General features: G+C 62.0%; 16 protein-coding genes. 7 read left to right on the top strand and 9 right to left on the bottom strand.

All coding sequences use genetic code 11. The features are described from left to right. The first annotated feature begins 54 nt into the window (after positions 1-54). Both JQ600_RS06765 and JQ600_RS06760 read left to right on the top strand, forming a co-directional pair. Entirely contained in the window at positions 55-1953 is a 1899-nt protein-coding gene (locus tag JQ600_RS06765) for a potassium transporter Kup (protein WP_212268906.1), read from the top strand. 154 nt (positions 1954-2107) lie between these two features. Continuing rightward, a complete protein-coding gene (locus tag JQ600_RS06760) occupies positions 2108-4039 on the top strand; it encodes a potassium transporter Kup (protein WP_212386085.1) in 1932 nt (643 codons plus the stop codon). Positions 4040-4211: 172 nt separating this feature from the next. Here the strand turns inward: JQ600_RS06760 and JQ600_RS06755 are convergent, their stop codons facing one another. Next, the gene (locus JQ600_RS06755) at positions 4212-4649 is read right to left on the bottom strand and encodes a hypothetical protein (protein WP_212489755.1); all 438 of its coding nucleotides are present in this window, start codon (positions 4647-4649) and stop codon (positions 4212-4214) included. A gap of 329 nt (positions 4650-4978) precedes the next feature. On the opposite strand from JQ600_RS06755, the gene JQ600_RS06750 reads away from it, so the two are divergent. The 5 genes from JQ600_RS06750 to JQ600_RS06730 all read left to right on the top strand — a co-directional run bounded on the left by JQ600_RS06750 (position 4979) and on the right by JQ600_RS06730 (position 9292). Beyond that, positions 4979-5431 (top strand): GNAT family N-acetyltransferase, encoded by a 453-nt coding sequence (locus JQ600_RS06750; protein ID WP_212386083.1) that lies wholly within the window; start codon positions 4979-4981, stop codon positions 5429-5431. A 168-nt stretch (positions 5432-5599) separates the two neighbouring features. After that, positions 5600-5929 (top strand): rhodanese-like domain-containing protein, encoded by a 330-nt coding sequence (locus JQ600_RS06745; RefSeq protein WP_312010863.1) that lies wholly within the window; start codon positions 5600-5602, stop codon positions 5927-5929. A 25-nt stretch (positions 5930-5954) separates the two neighbouring features. After that, a complete protein-coding gene (locus JQ600_RS06740; RefSeq protein ID WP_192740427.1) occupies positions 5955-7124 on the top strand; it encodes an aminotransferase in 1170 nt (389 codons plus the stop codon). A gap of 5 nt (positions 7125-7129) precedes the next feature. Next, entirely contained in the window at positions 7130-8236 is a 1107-nt protein-coding gene (locus JQ600_RS06735) for a polyamine ABC transporter substrate-binding protein (RefSeq protein WP_212386081.1), read from the top strand. A 135-nt stretch (positions 8237-8371) separates the two neighbouring features. Further along, on the top strand, positions 8372-9292 hold the full coding sequence (locus tag JQ600_RS06730) for a threonine/serine dehydratase (RefSeq protein WP_283814646.1): 921 nt from the start codon (positions 8372-8374) through the stop codon (positions 9290-9292). 601 nt (positions 9293-9893) lie between these two features. On the opposite strand, the gene JQ600_RS06725 is transcribed toward JQ600_RS06730, so the two are convergent. The 8 genes from JQ600_RS06725 to JQ600_RS06690 form a co-directional block, all read right to left on the bottom strand. Continuing rightward, entirely contained in the window at positions 9894-10829 is a 936-nt protein-coding gene (locus JQ600_RS06725) for a lipid A biosynthesis lauroyl acyltransferase (RefSeq protein WP_212386079.1), read from the bottom strand. A gap of 82 nt (positions 10830-10911) precedes the next feature. After that, positions 10912-12189, bottom strand: a complete 1278-nt coding sequence (locus JQ600_RS06720) for a beta-ketoacyl-ACP synthase (protein WP_212268898.1) — start codon at positions 12187-12189, stop codon at positions 10912-10914. Positions 12190-12292: 103 nt separating this feature from the next. Then, positions 12293-13495: a beta-ketoacyl-ACP synthase gene (locus JQ600_RS06715; protein WP_212268897.1), complete on the bottom strand. Its 1203-nt coding sequence runs from the start codon at positions 13493-13495 to the stop codon at positions 12293-12295. After that, on the bottom strand, positions 13488-13961 hold the full coding sequence (locus tag JQ600_RS06710) for a 3-hydroxyacyl-ACP dehydratase FabZ family protein (RefSeq protein WP_212268896.1): 474 nt from the start codon (positions 13959-13961) through the stop codon (positions 13488-13490). Before JQ600_RS06710 ends, JQ600_RS06715 begins: the two co-directional genes overlap by 8 nt. A 9-nt stretch (positions 13962-13970) precedes the next feature. Continuing rightward, the gene (locus tag JQ600_RS06705) at positions 13971-14264 is read right to left on the bottom strand and encodes an acyl carrier protein (RefSeq protein WP_192740419.1); all 294 of its coding nucleotides are present in this window, start codon (positions 14262-14264) and stop codon (positions 13971-13973) included. Positions 14265-14444: 180 nt separating this feature from the next. Next, the gene (locus tag JQ600_RS06700) at positions 14445-14807 is read right to left on the bottom strand and encodes a hypothetical protein (RefSeq protein WP_212386078.1); all 363 of its coding nucleotides are present in this window, start codon (positions 14805-14807) and stop codon (positions 14445-14447) included. A gap of 130 nt (positions 14808-14937) precedes the next feature. Beyond that, entirely contained in the window at positions 14938-15516 is a 579-nt protein-coding gene (locus tag JQ600_RS06695; protein ID WP_212386077.1) for a peroxidase-related enzyme, read from the bottom strand. A gap of 124 nt (positions 15517-15640) precedes the next feature. Then, positions 15641-17386, bottom strand: a complete 1746-nt coding sequence (locus JQ600_RS06690; RefSeq protein ID WP_212386076.1) for an ATP-binding protein — start codon at positions 17384-17386, stop codon at positions 15641-15643. Positions 17387-17770: the final 384 nt, after the last annotated feature.

The raw sequence follows: 17770 nt of genomic DNA, 5'->3' as shown, positions 1-17770 counted from the left end.
CAGAAGCGTCGATAGCCGCCCGGATCAAATAATTGAGAGCGTGTTTCCCGCGTCATGACTGTCAGCGCCACATCCACCGAGGCCCATGAGGGGCAGGTCACCTCAGGCTTTTGGGCCCTGACACTGGGCAGCATCGGCGTGGTGTTCGGCGACATCGGCACGTCGCCGCTGTATGCATTCCGCGAAGCCGTAACCCATGCGGCAGCCGGCGGGCCGGTGTCGCGCGAGATCGTGCTCGGCGTACTCTCCCTGATCCTGTGGTCGCTGTTCATCGTCGTGACCGCCAAATATGTGCTGCTGCTGCTGCGCGCCGACAATCATGGCGAGGGCGGCACGCTCTCCCTGATGGCGCTCGGTCAACGGGCGCTGGGCCGGCGCAGCTGGGTGTTGATGGCGTTGGGCGTCGTCGGCGCCTCGATGTTCATCGGCGATTCCATGATCACGCCGGCGATTTCGGTTTTGTCGGCTGTCGAAGGTCTCAAGCTCGTCGCGCCGGCGCTCGACCATTATGTGGTGCCGCTGACGATCTTCATTCTGGTGCTGCTGTTCTCGGTGCAGAGCAGCGGCACCGCGCGCGTCGCGTCGGCGTTCGGACCGGTCATGGTGGTCTGGTTCGCCACGCTGACGATTTTGGGCCTCATCCACATCAGCGACGATCCCACCGTTTTGCAGGCGATCAATCCCTATTACGCGATCCAGTTCGTGCTTTCGCACGGCATGATCGGACTGGTGACGCTGGGCCTGGTGTTTCTGGCGGTGACCGGCGGCGAAGCGCTTTATGCGGACCTCGGGCATTTTGGACGCAAGCCGATTCAGGCCGGATGGTTCTATCTGGTGATGCCGGCGCTTCTGATCAATTACTTCGGGCAGGGCGCCTTGGTGCTGTCCAATCCGGCGGCGATCGTAAGCCCGTTCTACCGGCTGGCCCCCGAAATCCTGCTGCTGCCGCTGGTGGTGCTCGCGACGGCGGCCACGGTGATCGCGAGCCAGGCGGTGATCACGGGCGCCTATTCGCTGGTGCGGCAGGCGGTGCAACTCGGCCTGTTGCCGCGGTTCGAGGTTCGTTACACCTCCGAGACCCATGCCGGGCAAATCTACCTGCCGCGGGTCAACCGGATGCTGCTGCTCGGAGTGATCCTGCTGGTGCTGCTGTTCCGCACCTCGAGCGGATTGGCGTCGGCCTACGGCATCGCCGTCTCCACCACCATGGTCGTCGACGGCATCATGGGCTTTGTCGTGATCTGGAAATTGTGGAACTGGCGCGCGGCGACAGCGGCCGCGTTGATCCTGCCGCTCGTCGTGGTTGATATGGCGTTCTTCACCGCCAACCTGTTGAAGCTGCTCGAAGGCGCCTGGGTGCCGCTGCTGTTCGGGGTCGCGATGGCGGTGATGATCTGGACCTGGCGCCGCGGCGCAGCGATCCTGATCGCCAAGACGAGACGCATCGAGGTGCCGCTGATCGACCTGATCAAGAGTCTCGAAAAGCGTCCACCGCACATCGTCAAGGGCACTGCGGTGTTTTTGACCAGCGATCCGAATTTCGTGCCCACGGCGCTGCTGCATAATCTCAAGCACAACAAGGTGCTTCACGAGCACAATGTGATCGTGACGATCGAGACCGCACAGACGCCGCGCGTCGATCCGGCCGAACGCGTCAAGATGGAGACCATCAGCGAAAAATTCGCCACCGTGCGGCTGCGGTTCGGCTTCATGGAATCGCCGAACGTGCCCAAGGCGCTGGTGATCGCCCGCAAGCTCGGCTGGCAGTTCGACATCATGGCGACCTCGTTCTTCGTCTCGCGGCGCTCGCTGAAGCCTTCGGCGCAGTCGGGAATGCCGCAATGGCAGGACCACCTGTTCATCGCGATGAGCCGGTCGGCCAACGATGCCACCGACTATTTCCAGATCCCGACCGGACGCGTCGTCGAGGTCGGAACTCAGGTAACTATCTGATTACCTAACGAAATTTCGGTCCGCTAAGCCCCCTGGAACCCATGCGCTGAATGCATATCGGAGGCCTGAATTCAGGCTAACCTATGCATTCACGACAGGAGTATAGGCCTGCACTTCCTGATTGTGCAGTGCGGCAAAAACCGAGGCCTGTCTGATGTCATCCCAGATTGCGATTACCGCGGCGGAAACGCCCGCGGCCAACGGGCATGGGGAAGCGCACTGCACCGCCGGCTTCAAGGCCCTGATGCTGGGCTGCATCGGCGTGGTCTATGGCGACATCGGCACCAGCCCGCTCTACGCGCTGCGCGAGGCCATTGTGGCGGCGAGCGGCAGCACAAGCAGCGCCGATCCTCAGGCGGTCCTCGGCGTTCTCTCGCTGATCCTGTGGGCGCTGGTCGTCGTGGTGACGCTGAAATACGTCGTAATCCTGCTGCGTGCGGACAACAACGGCGAAGGCGGAACGCTGGCGCTGATGGCGCTGGCGCAGCGCGGCGTCAGCAACAGCAAGGGCGCCGCCGCGATCGTGCTGCTCGGGATCATCAGCGGCGCGTTGTTTTACGGCGATGCCGTCATCACGCCGGCGCTGTCGGTGCTGTCGGCGATCGAAGGCATCAAGCTCGTCACTTCGACATTCGACCACTATGTCGTGCCGCTCACGGTGATCATTCTGATCGTGCTGTTCGCGGTTCAGTCGCGCGGCACCGCGCGGGTCGCCACGTTCTTCGGGCCGGTGATGTGCGTCTGGTTCGCGGTCATCGCCGTTGCCGCTCTGCCGCAGATCATGCGTCATCCCGAAGTGCTGCTGGCGCTCAACCCGCTCCATGCGGTTTCCTTCATGACCCATCATGGCGTGATCGGCTTCGTGACGCTCGGTGCGGTGTTTCTCGCCGTCACCGGCGCGGAAGCGCTCTACGCCGATCTCGGCCATTTCGGCAAACGGCCGATCCAGACCGCCTGGCTCTCCATCGTGCTGCCGTCGCTGGCGCTGAATTATCTAGGGCAGGGCGCGCTCCTGATCGGCGATCCCAAGACCATCGAAAACCCGTTCTTCCTGATGTTCCCGGATTGGGCGCTGATCCCGATGGTGGCGCTTGCTACGCTCGCGACCGTGATCGCGAGCCAGGCCGTCATCACCGGCGCCTATTCGCTGACGCGCACCGCGATCCAGCTCGGCCTGATGCCGCGGTTTGAAATCCGCCATACCTCGGAGTCGCATTCCGGCCAGATCTACATTCCGCGCATCAATCTGCTGCTGTTCATTTCGGTGATTCTGCTGGTGCTGCTGTTCCGCTCCTCCAGCGCGCTGGCCTCGGCCTACGGGATTTCCGTGACCGGGACCATGGTGGTCACGGCGATGATGGGCTTTGTCGTGGTCTGGCGGGTCTGGAAATGGTCGGCGGTGGCGGCCGCCGCGCTGATCGCGCCGTTCCTGTTCCTCGATCTCACCTTCCTTGCGGCCAATCTGCTGAAGGTGTTCGAGGGCGGTTGGGTGCCGCTGGCGCTGGGCGGCATCGTGATGCTGCTGATGTATACGTGGCGGCGCGGCAGCCGGCTGTTGTTCGAGAAATCGCGCAAGCTGGAATTCCCGCTGGTCGAACTGGCGGCGATGCTGGAAAAACGGCCGCCGCAGCGGGTCCCCGGTACGGCGGTGTTCCTGACCAGCGACCCCGAAAGCGCACCGACGGCGCTGATGCACAGCCTGAAGCATTACAAGGTGCTGCACGAAAAGAACGTCATTCTCACCATCGAAACCGCGCCGACGCCGCGGATCGATGATTCCGAACGGATCCGGATGGAGCAACTGAGCGAGACCTTCTCCAAGATGACGCTGCGGTTCGGCTTCATGGAATCGCCCAATGTGCCGAGAACGCTGGCGCTCGCCCGCAAGCTCGGCTGGCAGTTCGACATCATGGCGACGTCGTTCTTCCTGTCCCGCCGCGCGCTCAAGCCGGCCGCGCATTCAGGCATGCCGCGCTGGCAGGACCATTTGTTCATCGCGCTGAGCCGCAGTTCCAACGACGCCACCGATTATTTCCAGATCCCGACCGGGCGCGTGGTCGAGGTGGGAACGCAGGTGACGATCTAGGACGTGAACTCATATATCGAGATTGGCGGACGTCCGCTTTGTGCGCGCTACGGACTTAACTTGGACATCGCACCAGGCCCGAAAAGTGCCAAACTCGGACGTCGCAGCGCTATTGCAGAGAGATTCTATTGGGGCATCAACGCAGAAAAGTGTTTGCACTCGTGTCGGGCGGCTAGAAAGAAATGTTCCACATCGCGACGCCTACTTCGCTCAACCGCCCATCGGCATCGAATTCCAAGTCTACGATCCACTGTTTGTGTCCAAGGACGTTGGGCGTCGTCGTTTGACAATCGACAAAGTCTTTTCTGGTCCGACCGCTGTTCGGCATATTCGTCGATCCACGAGCCTCCGGAAAGCGTTGCCGCAGCCGGGTGTCTGTGATCGGCTCAGCGATAGTCTGGCAGCCGAGTCCCTCCCTGCGGAGCACTGCGATGGCTGATTCTCTTTCTGTTCTTAATGGCAATACTTCCAATAGCGCCTCACGTGCTGCTGCGGAGTCGTTTGTGCTGCTCTTTTGCCGGGCGCGCATTTCGCCAAGTAGGCGCTTTTCTTGATAAAAGCTCTCAACTTGAGCACTCTTGAACCAAGTCCAGAGCGACAGTGATGCCACCAGTACGGCTATGACAGCCGTTACTACAAGGCAGACCAGCAGCGCGCCTCTAACGACTTTCCGCACAGAGCTACCCATTTTGCGACAGACCGCGAGAAGACTATTTGGCAATTCCTAACAGTTTTTTGCCGATAGTTCCGGCAGGGTAACGTCCGAGTTGGGTCAATCGCGTCGATTTTGGCATTTCCACCGTATGTCTGGGCACGGGTCCAATCCCGGAAATGCCGTCGGTTTCGCCGGCTCGCATTAGGCTGCATTTGGTTGCATGAGTCCGCGCGCTGGAAGAACATAGGTGTATTTCACGTCTCATTGTAGGATCACTAGTCGACATGGGTGCAGTCGTTCACCGCTTGGCAACCCACGACGACGCGCCCCGTTTGTTCGAGGTACGGCGCCGATCGATCCTTGAACTGGCACCGCGGGGAATGTCGATCGCAAATGCCGAGGCGTGGGCGGCCCAGCTCAACCTCGCCGGAATGGAGCGGAAGCTTCGCGAACAGGAAATATGGATTGCGGAGGCAGAAGGTGTTGTGGCCGGGTGGGGCGGCATCCGCGGCGACACTCTCGAGTCGCTGTACACGGCCCCCGAATATGCCGGGCAGGGCGTCGGTGCCGCGTTACTCGACCGGCTCGAGGGACTGATGCGTGGACGGGGCTTTGAGACAGTTCGCGCGGAAGCCAGCCCAAATGCCATGGGGTTCTATCTGCGGCGGGGTTACAGGGTGACCGATTCGCTGACCCCGGTCGGCGCCTGGCCCATAGCAAGGCAACTTTCGACCTGAAAACACCGCCGCGAGAGAATATATGGCGCCATGCGCGGTGGCCGCGCGGCCCCGTTTGGTGGGCCCATTAAACCGTTCGCAGCGCTTGATTTTCGCCGCGCCAGAGGCGACTTTGGCGCCCGGCTGGCGGGCGGGACCCCTCAAAGCAGGATGTCGGGAGGATATTACGTGGCGGACCATCAGGTGCACGATTTGACGCCGGAAGAAGTCGCAAAGGGGATGGCGGAGGGACGCTATCTGCTCGTCGACGTGCGCGAGCCGAATGAGGTCGCCGTGGAAGCCTATCCTGGCGCCGTGGTGGTTCCGCTGCAGTCGTTCGATCCGGCGGCCATTCCGGACCCCAAAGGCAAGCAGGTGGTTTTCGCCTGCCGCTCCGGCAAGCGCTCGGTGACGGCGTCGCTGGCGGCGCAGGCCGCGGGGCTTCCCTATGACAAGCATTTGGCGGGCGGCATCATTGGCTGGAAGGCTGCGGGATTGCAGACCAAGGCCGGCGGTTGATTTTTCCAGGGACTGCTTTGAAAAAATGACCTCCATGAACAAGGTCTTCGCCGACCTTCCCGTCACCGTCTTCGAGGCGATGTCGCAAGCCGCGCGCGACAACAACGCCATCAATCTCGGCCAGGGTTTTCCTGATGATCCCGGGCCTGAGGATATCAGGCGCGCCGCCGCGGACGCGTCGATCAATGGCTATAACCAATACCCGTCGATGATGGGCATTCCGGAACTGCGGCAGGCGATCGCGTCTCACTATGGACGCTGGCACGGCCTCTCGCTTGATCCGATGAGCGAAGTGATGGTGACGTCGGGCGGCACCGAGGCGTTGACGTCTTCCATTTTGGCCGTGGTCGAGCCCGGCGATGAGGTCGTCTGCTTCCAGCCCGTCTATGACAGCTACCTGCCCATCATCCGGCAGGCCGGCGGCATCCCGCGGCTGTTGCGCCTCGAGCCGCCGGACTGGCGGCTCAGCGAGGAGATGCTGCGCAGCGTCTTCAATCACAAGACCAAGGCGGTGCTGTTCAACAATCCGCTCAATCCGGCCGCCGTAGTCTATCCGCGCGAGGACCTCGAATTGCTGGCGCGGTTCTGCCAGGAGTTCGACACCATCGCGATCTGCGACGAGGTCTGGGAACATGTCACCTTCGACGGCCGCGAGCATATTCCGCTGATCACGATCCCGGGCATGCGCGACCGCACCATCAAGGTCGGCAGCGCGGGCAAGATCTTTTCGCTGACGGGGTGGAAGATCGGCTTCGTCTGCGCCGCGCCACCGCTGCTGCGCGTGGCAGCGAAGGTGCACCAGTTTCTCACCTTCACGACCGCGCCAAATTTGCAGGCCGCCGTCGCCTACGGTCTCGACAAGCCGGCCGAGTATTTTTACGACATGCGCAAGGAGCTGGCGCGGAGCAGGGATCGCCTGACGAAGGGGCTCGAGAGCATCGGCTTTCCCGTCCTTAAATCACAAGGCACTTATTTCCTGACCGTCGACCTGTCGCCGCTCGGACTCAACGAGACCGACGTGCAATTTTGCCACCGCATCGTGAACGACTACAAGGTCGCCGCGATCCCGGTGTCGGCCTTCTACGAACAGGATGCCGTGACGTCGGTTGTGCGTTTCTGTTTCTCCAAGAAAGACGCCACCCTGGACACGGCGCTGGAGCGTTTGTCGGACGCGGTGCATCGCCGGAAGAGGTAGACGAGATGCACGACCGGACCCGCAATGTTGTTGGTTTCATTGGCGCGGTTGCCGCGATCCTGTTGTTGTCGCCGGCGCGAGCCGAAGAGCGCACGGTCAATTTCTACAATTGGTCGAACTACATGGCGCCTGGCGTGCTGGAGGATTTCACCAAGGAAACCGGCATCAAGGTAACTTACGACACCTTCGACGCCAACGAGACGCTGGAGACACGGCTGCTCGCTGGAAAATCCGGCTACGACGTCGTCGTTCCCACCGGCTATTTCCTGCAGCGCCAGATCACGGCAAAGGTTTTCCTCAAGCTCGACAAGTCGAAACTGCCCAACCTCGCCAACGCCTGGCCGGTGGTGACGAAGCAACTCGCGACCTACGATCCCGGCAATAATTACGGCGCCAATTTCATGTGGGGCACCACCGGGATCGGCTACAACGTCAAAACGGCGCAGAAGATTTTGGGCGCTGACGCCAAAATCGACAGCTGGGATATCGTCTTCAAGCCGGAGAACCTCGCAAAATTCAAGGATTGCGGCATCCACATGCTGGATTCCGCCGACGACATTCTGCCCGCGGCGCTTAGCTATCTCGGCATCGATCCGAACTCGACCAAGCAAGCCGATCTGGAAAAGGCCGCCGATCTCGTTACCAGAATCAGGCCCTATGTCCGCAAGTTTCACTCGTCGGAATATCTGGGCGCGCTGGCGTCGGGTGAAATCTGCTTCGTGGTCGGCTGGTCGGGCGACATCATGCAGGCGCGCAGCCGGGCGGCGGAGGCCAGGAACGATGTCGAGATCGGCTACACCATCCCGAAGGAGGGCGCGCAGATGTTCTTCGACAATCTCGCGATCCCGGCCGACGCCAGGAACGTGACGGAAGCCTATCAGCTGATCGACTATCTCTACCGGCCGGAGATCGCCGCCAAGAACTCGGATTTCCTGTCCTACGCCAACGGCAATCTGGCGAGCCAGAAGCTGGTCGATCCCAAAATCCTGGGCGACAAGAACATCTATCCGGATGAGGCGATCCAGAAAAAGCTGTTCGTGATCAACGCCCGCGATCCCGCGACCCAGCGCATCATCAACCGGCTCTGGACCCGGGTGAAGACCGGGAAGTAGAATCTATAGGCACGATCGCGCGGCGCAATATTCCAGGTCAGCATTCACGAGAAAAGTCGGACCGTCACAACAGCTGATTAGACACAGATGTGAATTCGCCCGATAAGTGGCGATGTTCATTCGCATTTGCCGCTAATGCCTGATCCTTCGGCCGTTCCTTCCGCCAGCGATCTCCAATTCATTGCTCGCCAAGTCTTAGAGACTCCTGTGCGATCCTCGCCCGTGCTGGACGCGCAGGTCGGGCGGATGATCCACGTCAAGGACGAGACCGTTCAACGCAGCGGATCGTTCAAGTTTCGCGGTGCCGTACTTGGGTTAAGAAACGCCGAGCGAGGTGTTGTTGCTGCCGGAGCAGGAAACTTTCCAATCGCGGTTGGTTTGGCGGCTCAGGTGCTCGACAAACCGGCCTGTCTGATGATGCCCGGCGACGCACCAGATCTCAAAAGAGAACAGGCGCGCAAAACCGGAGCTGAGATAAAGATTGCCGAGCGGTCGGAGTTGACTGCACGTGCGCAGGCGGAAGCGCGAGGACGCGGTTGGCGTAACCTGCATGCCTTCGAAGACATCGAGATGATTACGGGAAGCTATACGCTTGGTTCTGAGGTGGCAGCCGCCATTGAGGCGAGCAGTACTGCTTCCGATGCGGTGGTCGTGGCCTGCGGTGGTGGCGGACTGGCTGCGGGTGTGGCTCTTGCCCTGCGGTCGCGGTCTATTTCCGCTGCGATCTATGTTGTCGAGCCGGCCACCCACCGACGATATGCCCGGGCACGCGAAGCGGGGATGCCGGTCCGGATCGAACCTTCAGGGGATACGATATGCGATGCGCTACGCTCGCGTCAGATCGGGACGCGCGCATTCGAAATCCTGGAACGGTCGAATGTCCGGGTGTGCGCGGTCGACGACGAGCTTGTGCAGGGTGCAATGACGCTGCTCCACGAGACATGCGGCATTCGGGCGGAGCCAAGCGGAGCGTTGGCGATGGGAGCGGTCCTCGCAGGCGCCGTCGACAGCGAGCATTCGCGCGTGTGGGTCATTGCTTGCGGAGGAAACGTGTAGGTGCCGTCGGTAATGGACGGGATACACGCGCGTGGAAATACATGCCGTTGTCGGCAAGATTTTCCGGTGTGAAACTCCTTTCGCGGACAGGACACCAGCCGTTTCAGGCATTTCAGCTTGGTACAATGATTGCTTCCACCCTTGTCGCTGCGGAAGGGTATCGATGATTACGAGTATGGCGGGTGCCGGGAGTTATTTGCGTCCCGCGCAAACCTCATCGACGACGGTGTTGACGCGGGCCGACGCGTTACCCGTTCCCCAGGCAGATGCAAGCACCACCGTAAGATCCCGGATGTTGGTGCGCTACTGTTGCCGGAACCCGAGGCAGATTCTATAGCTGCCGCCGGGAGCATCACATGACCAACATCCTCACGTTCTTTTCAACGCGCACGCTGCTGCAGATCATCCTTGTCCTGGGGGCGACCGTCGCGATGAAGGCGTGGAACCTCGGCTTGGTGTTCGGCGGCTAAGCCAGCCTGCAGCCCGGATGAGTGAAGCGATATCCGGGGACACCACTGAGACCGGTCCTGGATATCGCGGAGCCTGTCATCGGGCGCGCATTCGCGCGACCCGTTGGCTCATCCGGGCTACCAGAGATGCGCTACCGCCACCTTCGGTGCAGCCACAGCCACTGGTCCGGATACTCGCGCACCCAGCCCTCGATGACAGAGGTCACGGCCTGCATCGTGCCGGCGATGTCGATCTGCCCCGATGCATCGCGCACTGGCTTGACCTCTTCGGAGAGTTCGGCGCGGAAGCGATGGTTGGGCAGGCGGATGATGCGCACGCCATGGATCGGGCATTCGACCTGGCGCACCAGGCGGGCCAGCGTCGGATTGGCCTTGGTCTTGCGGCCGAAGAAGGTGACGTCGACGCCGTTGGTCAAATACTGATCGACCAGCATCGCGACGTGCTGGTTGTTCTGCAGCGCTTCGGCGAGCTTGAGCGGCGCCTCACGGCCGGCCGGAATCAACGTGCCCATTTTGACGGCGCGGATCCGCTCGATCGCGCGATCGGCCGATTCGCTGTTGGGCCGCCGGAACAGGATCGCGCAATCGAGCCCGTGCGCGACGGCGCCGAGCGCCGGTATCTCCCAATTGCCGAGATGGCTCGCGAAGATGATGGCCGGCTTGCCGTCGTCCCTGAGCTGATCGAAGATCTGCTTGGTCCGCGCGCCGAATTCGACGCGGCTCGGCTTGTCCGGAAGATCGACGTCGTAATCCCAGATGTGATCGAGATGGGCAAATTCGGCGCCGATGCGGCCAAGATTGTCCCAGACGCCGGCCAGGATCTTCTCGATCTCTTCCGGCGATTTTTCCGGGAAGGCGGCCGTGAGGTTCTCGCGGCCGATCCGGTCCTCACGCAGCCTGCGGCCAATGAAGCGCGTGACGCGGCCGAAGAAATTGGCGGTCTTGTCCGGATCGAAATAACGCGTGGTGCGCAGCAGGGCGATCGTCAGCGCACCCACGGCGGCTTCCGTGGCCGGCTTGGCGGCGTCGCGCAGGCGCGCCTTGGTGCGAAGGAGCAGGCGGTTCATGGGGACTACGATAGCGTTTTCAAGCGAAGTGGATCCCGGTTCGCGTCAAGAAAACGCGTCAAAACAAGAGGCCACGCGGCTGCTAGGCCGGTTCACGCGTCAGGATCAGCGAGGCATTCTGCCCGCCGAATCCGAACGAGTTGGACATCACGGCGGTGACGCGGGCGTCGCGCGCTTGGTTGGCGACCACGTCGAACAAAATGGCCGGATCCGGAACCTCGTAGTTGATGGTCGGCGGAATCCGCTGATGCTCGAGCGTCAGCAGCGAGAACACGGCCTCGACCGCGCCGGCGGCTGAAATCGTGTGCCCGACCATCGACTTGTTCGACGACACCGGGATCTTCGGCAGATGATCGCCGAACACGACGGCGGTGGTGTTGTACTCCATCTTGTCGTTTTCCGGCGTCGCGGTGCCATGCGCGTTGATATGGTCGATCTGCTCCGGCTCGAGGCCGGCATCCGCCAGCGTCTTGCGCATGCAGCCGATGATCGGCTTTCCATCCGGGCTGGAGCGGGTGCGGTGGAAGGAGTCGGTCAGTTCGCCGCAGCCGGCGACGACGCCCAATATCCTTGCGCCCCGCGCCATTGCGGACTCATAGCTTTCCAGCACCATCGCGCCGGCGCCTTCCGCCATGACGAAACCGTCGCGGTTCTTCGAGAATGGTTTTGAAGCTGCTTGCGGCGGATCGTTCTGCGTCGAGAGCGCCGACAGCAGCGAGAACCGTACCAGGGCTTCCGGATTGACCGAGCCGTCGGTCGCCACGCACAGGGCGGCATCGGCGTCGCCGCGGCGGATCGCTTCGACGCCGAGCTGGATCGCGGTCGCGCCGGACGCGCAGGCGGTGGAGAGCGAGATCGGCGAGCCCTTGGTGCCGTAGGTCTCGGCCAGATGGCTTGCCACCGAGCCGAACATGAAACGGTGATGGAACGCCGAGAACCGGCCGCCGCCGCTGACCCGCAGCATGTCCTCATAGCCGAAATCGGTCTTTCCGATCGCGCGCCCGAGTTCCAGCCGCTGCGGCCACTCGACCTCGACAGGCGCCACCGCGAGGAACAGTGGCCCGGGGAAGTCGGCCTTGCCGCCGATGGCAGCCTGTTCAAGCGCTTCCTCGGTCGCCAGTTTAGCCAGTTGCTCGGTCAGTCCCGTCGAGGAGACGGGATCGACGCTGACGAAGTCGACCGTGCCCGCCATGGTCGACTTCAGGCCGTCGATCGGAAAGCGCGTCACGGTGCGAATGCCGGATTCGCCCGCGGTCAGCCTGGTCCAGTTGTCCTTCTTGCCGGCGCCAAGCGACGTCACGACGCCCATGCCGGTGACGACGACGATCGGCCTGCCGAATTTATCGCGTGGTGCTGACATGTTTCCCCCGTCGATGCTGCGCCGCAACTGCAAGCGCTCGCGCGCTCATTTCATGGTCTCGGCGTGATCCCGCCCGAACAGCGATATGGTTCCGGATCACGCGCTACTTGATGGCCTCGACCAGCGCCATGCCTTCGCCCTGCCAGTGACCGGCCCCGAGCACCACAATCTGGTCCGGCACACCAGGCTTTTCAACCTCGAGCCCGGTCGGATCGTTGGGCGGAAACAGCGCGCCGCGCGACAGCGACAGTGCCGCCAGCGCCAGTCCCAGCGGAAACTGGGTTTCCAGCGTGTGGCCGAACATCGTCCCGGTCGCGCGGACGGCAAAGCCGGGATGCTGGCGCAGGAATTCCTTTTCTTCCGACGTCACCGGTCCGACGCCGGTCGCGCCGGTAATCAGGTTGCCGGTATCGCCGGTGACGCCGAGCTTCGGCCACAACGCTTCCAGCGATTTCGTCACCGCGCCGGCTTGCTTGCGCTGGGCGAGGTCGGCGACCACCTTGGTCAGCCGGGCGTAGGGCTTGGCGCCGCGGGCTTCGGCGTGCTCGCGGGATTCCATCACCAGGAAGCAGCCGGCGGAACCAAGCGCGAAACCGCCTTTATCGTCGCGCTGCCACACCGGGGCGTATTTCTCGGTCAGATTGAAATCGCCGAATTCATAGAGGATGAGCAGATCGGGGCGCTCGCCATTATGCGCGGCGCCGACCAGTGCGATCTCGCTCTGCCCGGATTCGATCCGCGCCAGCGCGATCCGCGCCGCATCGATGGAGGCTGCTTCCTCGCCCATGAAGGTGCGCGAAGTTCCCGACACGCCATGGACGATGGCGATGTTGCCGGCGAGCAGGTTGGAGAGCTGGGCCAGAAACAGCGTCGGCCGCAAATCATTCATCAGCCGTTCGTTGAGGAAGGCCGGACTCGAATTACCCTTGGCGTCGGCGTTCATGATCGCGAGGTCGACGGCAATGTCGCGCTCGCCGCCGCCGGCAGCCACGATCATGTCCATCCGTCCCAGGATTTCCTGGTTGCCTTTGACGCCGGCGGAATCCAGCGCCAGCCCGGCGGCATAGGTGCCGATGCGCTGCCAGGCTTCCATCTGGCGCTGGTCGCCCTTTTTCGGGATCTGGGCGTCGAAGCTGACCGGGGCGAGGGGGTGGACGATGTAAGGCGCGAAGCGCTTGTCGTCGACATTGATGCGCTTCTGGTTCAGCGCATCCCAATGCGCGTCCAGTCCCTCACCGAGCGAGGACACGATGCCGATGCCGGTGATCCAGACTTCCTTGGCACCCGGTGCCGTGGGTTCAGTCATGCTTCAGCACCTGCATGGGGAACCCGATCTTTTCGGCCATCGCGTCCATGTGGACGCGAAAGGCAGGGTCGGGGAATGGGGTAAGGCCGAAGGTTATTTCAGCGCTGCACTTCAGTTCCTTGCCGATGCGGCCCTTCGCCTTGGTGACCGCAAAGCCGGAACCTTCGTGCTCGACCTTGGCTTCGATCGTCAGTAACTGACCGGGACTGACGAACCCCCGCATCTTGGCTTCCTTGACGATGGCCAGGAACGGCATGCGCTCGAACTTCAACACGCCGAGCAAAAGCCAGCCCGAACTCTGCGCCATCGCTTCGGTCAGCAGGACACCGGGCATGATTGGGAAGCCGGGGAAATGCCCCTCGAAAATGGTGTGCTTTTCCGGAACCTGGGCTTCGACCACAATCGTCCGTTCGCCGAGATTGAGGTCGACGATCCGATCGATCAGCTGGAAATAATCAAGGTCCATGGTGGGCGATTACGCGCCCGTGCCCGCGTTCTTGGCTGCGACCAGTTCGTCGATACGATCGGCGAGGTTCTTCAGCACGAAGTACTGTTCGGTCGTGGCCTTGCCGTCGTTGACCTCCTGGGTCCATTTTTCGAGCGGCATCTTGATCCCGAACGCCTTGTCGATGGCAAAGGCGATGTCGAGAAAGTCCAGGCTGTCGATGCCCAGATCGTCGATGGCGTGACTCTCCGGCTTGATCGTGTCGCGCGGAATGTCGCAAGTCTCGGCGATAATGTTGGCGATCTGATCGAATGTAGAAGACATCATTAAGCCTTTGATATATTGGAGATAAATCCGGGACGGCTTGGAGGAGGCGGGCGCGGCGTTTTTCCCCCGGCCGGAGTCGAGAGCCCGTATATCGGAGCGCAGCCCTGAGTTCAATGGAGGTTGGCAACCCCTGTGGGGACCGATTTATCGGCGAAAATGGCCGTTTAGGCCAGCATTCTAGGTGTGCGGCATCGCGGAAATCCGGGCGCAGTCCCGGCGTCCCATCAGCACGCAATCCTGGGTCTTGCGCAGATCGGCAATGCTGATCGCAAGCCATATCCCGATTACCGTCAGCGCCATCGTGAAGGCCAGGGCCGCAATGTTGGCCAGCATGCGATGACGGAAGTCGTCCAGCTCGTCACGGGACCGTTCGTAGCGGGACAGATCGTTTGCCGCCGGTTGGCCATTGGTCGGGGCGGGCGGCTGGGCATTGGCCGCGGCAGGCTCTTCCCGCCGGCTGGGGGGATGGGCCGAGGTGCGCGGCCGGAATTTGACCACGACGTGCTCGTCATCCCTTTGTATGGGCAGCTGGGGCTTCACTGCAGTCGGTCCGCAAAGGTTGTGGTGCTGTTTAGCATGCCGGCCGTGCTTCCAACATAAAATGTTGGTGCGCATTCACGCAGGCCCATCCCGGCAGAGTCTCATGGAACCTGCGTTTCACGACAGGGGCCTATTTCGGCAGCCGCCCCATCATGTAGAACTCGTCGTTCGGCCGCATCGCGGTGACGTTGGCCAGCCGGTTCGACAGCGCAAAGAACGCGGAAATCGCCGTCATGTCCCAGATGTCGTCGTCGGAGAATCCGTGGCCGGCGACTTCGGTAAAATCCTGTTCGGAAACCGTGTTCGCCTCCTGGCTCACCTTCATGGCGAAGTCGAGCATGGCGCGCTGGCGCGGCGTGATGTCGGCCTTGCGGTAGTTGACGGCGATCTGGTCGGCGATCTGCGGGTTCTTTGCCCGGATGCGCAGGATCGCGCCGTGAGCGATCACGCAGTAATGGCACTGGTTGGCGCTAGACGTCGCCACCACGATCATTTCGCGCTCGGCCTTGGTCAGGCCGCTGTCCTTTTCCATCAGCGCATCGTGATAGGCAAAGAACGCGCGGAATTCGTCGGGACGGTAGGCCAACGTCAGAAAGACGTTGGGAACGAAGCCCGATTTCTCCTGCACCGCCAGGATACGGGTGCGGATATCCTCCGGCAGCTCGTCGAGGGAGGGCGTCGGAAATCGCTTTGCAACAGGCTGCGTCATGGAATGGTTCCGGCTTTGGCCGCGCGATGCGGCGCTCGTGCCGGAACCATATCGCGTTTTTGAAGGATGTGGATACCGGTTCGCGCCGGGAAAATGGGCGGGAACGCGAGACCCGCCGAAGCTGTTAGCGCAACGGCTTCTTCAACAGCGAGAAGCGGTCGGGATCCAGGCCCAGCGACGGCTGCAGCATCGGCGCTTCGACAGAACGCGGTTCCAGCGTTCGTGCGGCCGGCCGTTCGTTGATCATGGGATCGTTGGGAACGTCGCGATGCGAGGTGGCGCCGCGCCAGCGGTCCAGCACGGCGCTGACGAAATGCATGTCGTGACCGGCGGCGACCGACGGCGCGGTCGCGATGGTGGCCTCGCTGCGCGGCAATTGATGGATCGGCACTTCCTTGAAGCGCAGCCGCGTCGGCAGTGCCACGCCTTCGCCGAACGCCAGCACTTCGCGGGTGCCGAGCGAGGGCACGAACGACAACAAATTGGCGGCGGCGTCCGAGACGGCCGAGCGCAGCAAGGCCTGATCGCGGTCGTTGGCAAGGCGCATCGCAAACAGTGTGTTGCACTGGGAGATGATGGTGGCGTCGAGTTCGGCCGGACGCTGCGTGACCAGGCCGAGATAGACGCCGTATTTGCGGCCCTCCTTGGCGATACGCGAGACCGCCTTGCGGGTCGGGCCGAAGCCGATATTGCGGTCGGCGGCGGCGTAACGGTGCGCCTCTTCGCAGACGAACAGCAGCGGCGAGACGCCGTCGCTCCAGAGGCCGAAATCGAACGCCATGCGGCACAGCACCGACACCACGGAATCGACGACTTCGGCGGGGAAGCCGGCGAGCTGCATGATGGTCATCGGCCGGCCATTGGCGGGCAGGCGGAACAGATGGCTGATGACTTCCGCCATGGTGTCGCCGCCGACATTGGCGTTGTCGAACATGAACGCGTAGCGCGGGTCGTTGCGCACGGTTTCGACGCGCGAAATCAGCTTGTGATAGATGATGCGCGACGAGCGATTTTCCAGCTTGCCCATCCGCTCGTCGATCAGCGAAATCAGATCGACCAGGCGATAGGGCACCGGCGTATCGACGGTGTAGCCGATCGCCTTGGGATCGATCCGTTTCAAGCCGACGCGGTCGGCGTTCTGGTATTGGGTGTAGATGCCCTTCGCCATCGGAATGACTTCGGCAAGAATATCGAGCTCTTCGGGCACGCCGGGGCGGCCGGCGAACAGGACGTCGACGATCTCTTCGAAATTGAACAGCCAGAACGGCAGTTTCAGGTTCCGCGGGTTGAGCACCAGCGCCCGGTCACCGAAGCAGCGGCCGTATTCGTTGTGGACGTCGAGCAGGAAGATCCGCAGGTTCGGCCGCGATTTGAGGATTTCGTTGAGCAGCAGCGAGACGCCGGTCGACTTACCGACGCCGGTGGAGCCGAGCACCGCGAAATGCTTGGAGAGCATTTCCTCGACGTCGACATAGGCGATGACCGAGCGGTCCTGTTGCAGCGTGCCGACATTGATCTGGTCCGAACCGGTCGGCGCATAGACCGTGCGCAATTCCTGATTGGTGATCAGCTCGACGGCATCGCCGATGGTCGGATAGTTGGTGACGCCGCGCTGGAATTTCGGGCGATCGCCGCCGAGGATTTCGCCGAGCAGGTCGACGCCCGCGCTGGCAATGTAATTATCGGAGCTCGGCAGGTCCTCGCAGGTTACGTCGGTGATCATGGCGACGATGGTGGAAGTTGCGCAGCGGATGCTGATGAAGCGGCCGACAGTGGCGCGTACTTCCGAGGTAGCCATCTGGCTTACCGCGAGAAGTCCGACCCGGGCGAGGGAGCCGCGCACCGAAATCACACGTCCGAAGGATGTCACGATGTTGAACCTGGCATGTCATGAGATTGGTCTGGCCGCATTATGGGCGGCCGGGACTAGCAAAACGGTTAAACCGCCGCCGTTCCAGATTGGCTAAATCTGTTGCATCCCGCTCAGGCTTCGTTTTGCAACAGGCGCCTGCCACGGCCACGACACGCCAGTTGTGCAGGAAAATCAGCGCTTTTCTGCATTTGTACGCCCGCGTGCGATCGGCTCTGGATTAATCATTCGTTTACCACATCGGGGGAGAGGCCGGATTTGATCGGGGGGCCGGCAACGTCCGGTACCGGACTCGAGATCAAGTGTCAGTCCGTGTATCGCGGTAACCGATTGCTAACCGCAAGTTGTAACCCGCCTTCCATTTGTCGTGCGTAACGATGTCAC

Source organism: Bradyrhizobium sp. AUGA SZCCT0176 (genome assembly GCF_018130145.1).
Lineage (GTDB): Bacteria > Pseudomonadota > Alphaproteobacteria > Rhizobiales > Xanthobacteraceae > Bradyrhizobium.
The sequence above is the reverse complement of the archived record's forward strand: the minus strand, read 5'-3'. Positions and strand labels throughout refer to the sequence as shown.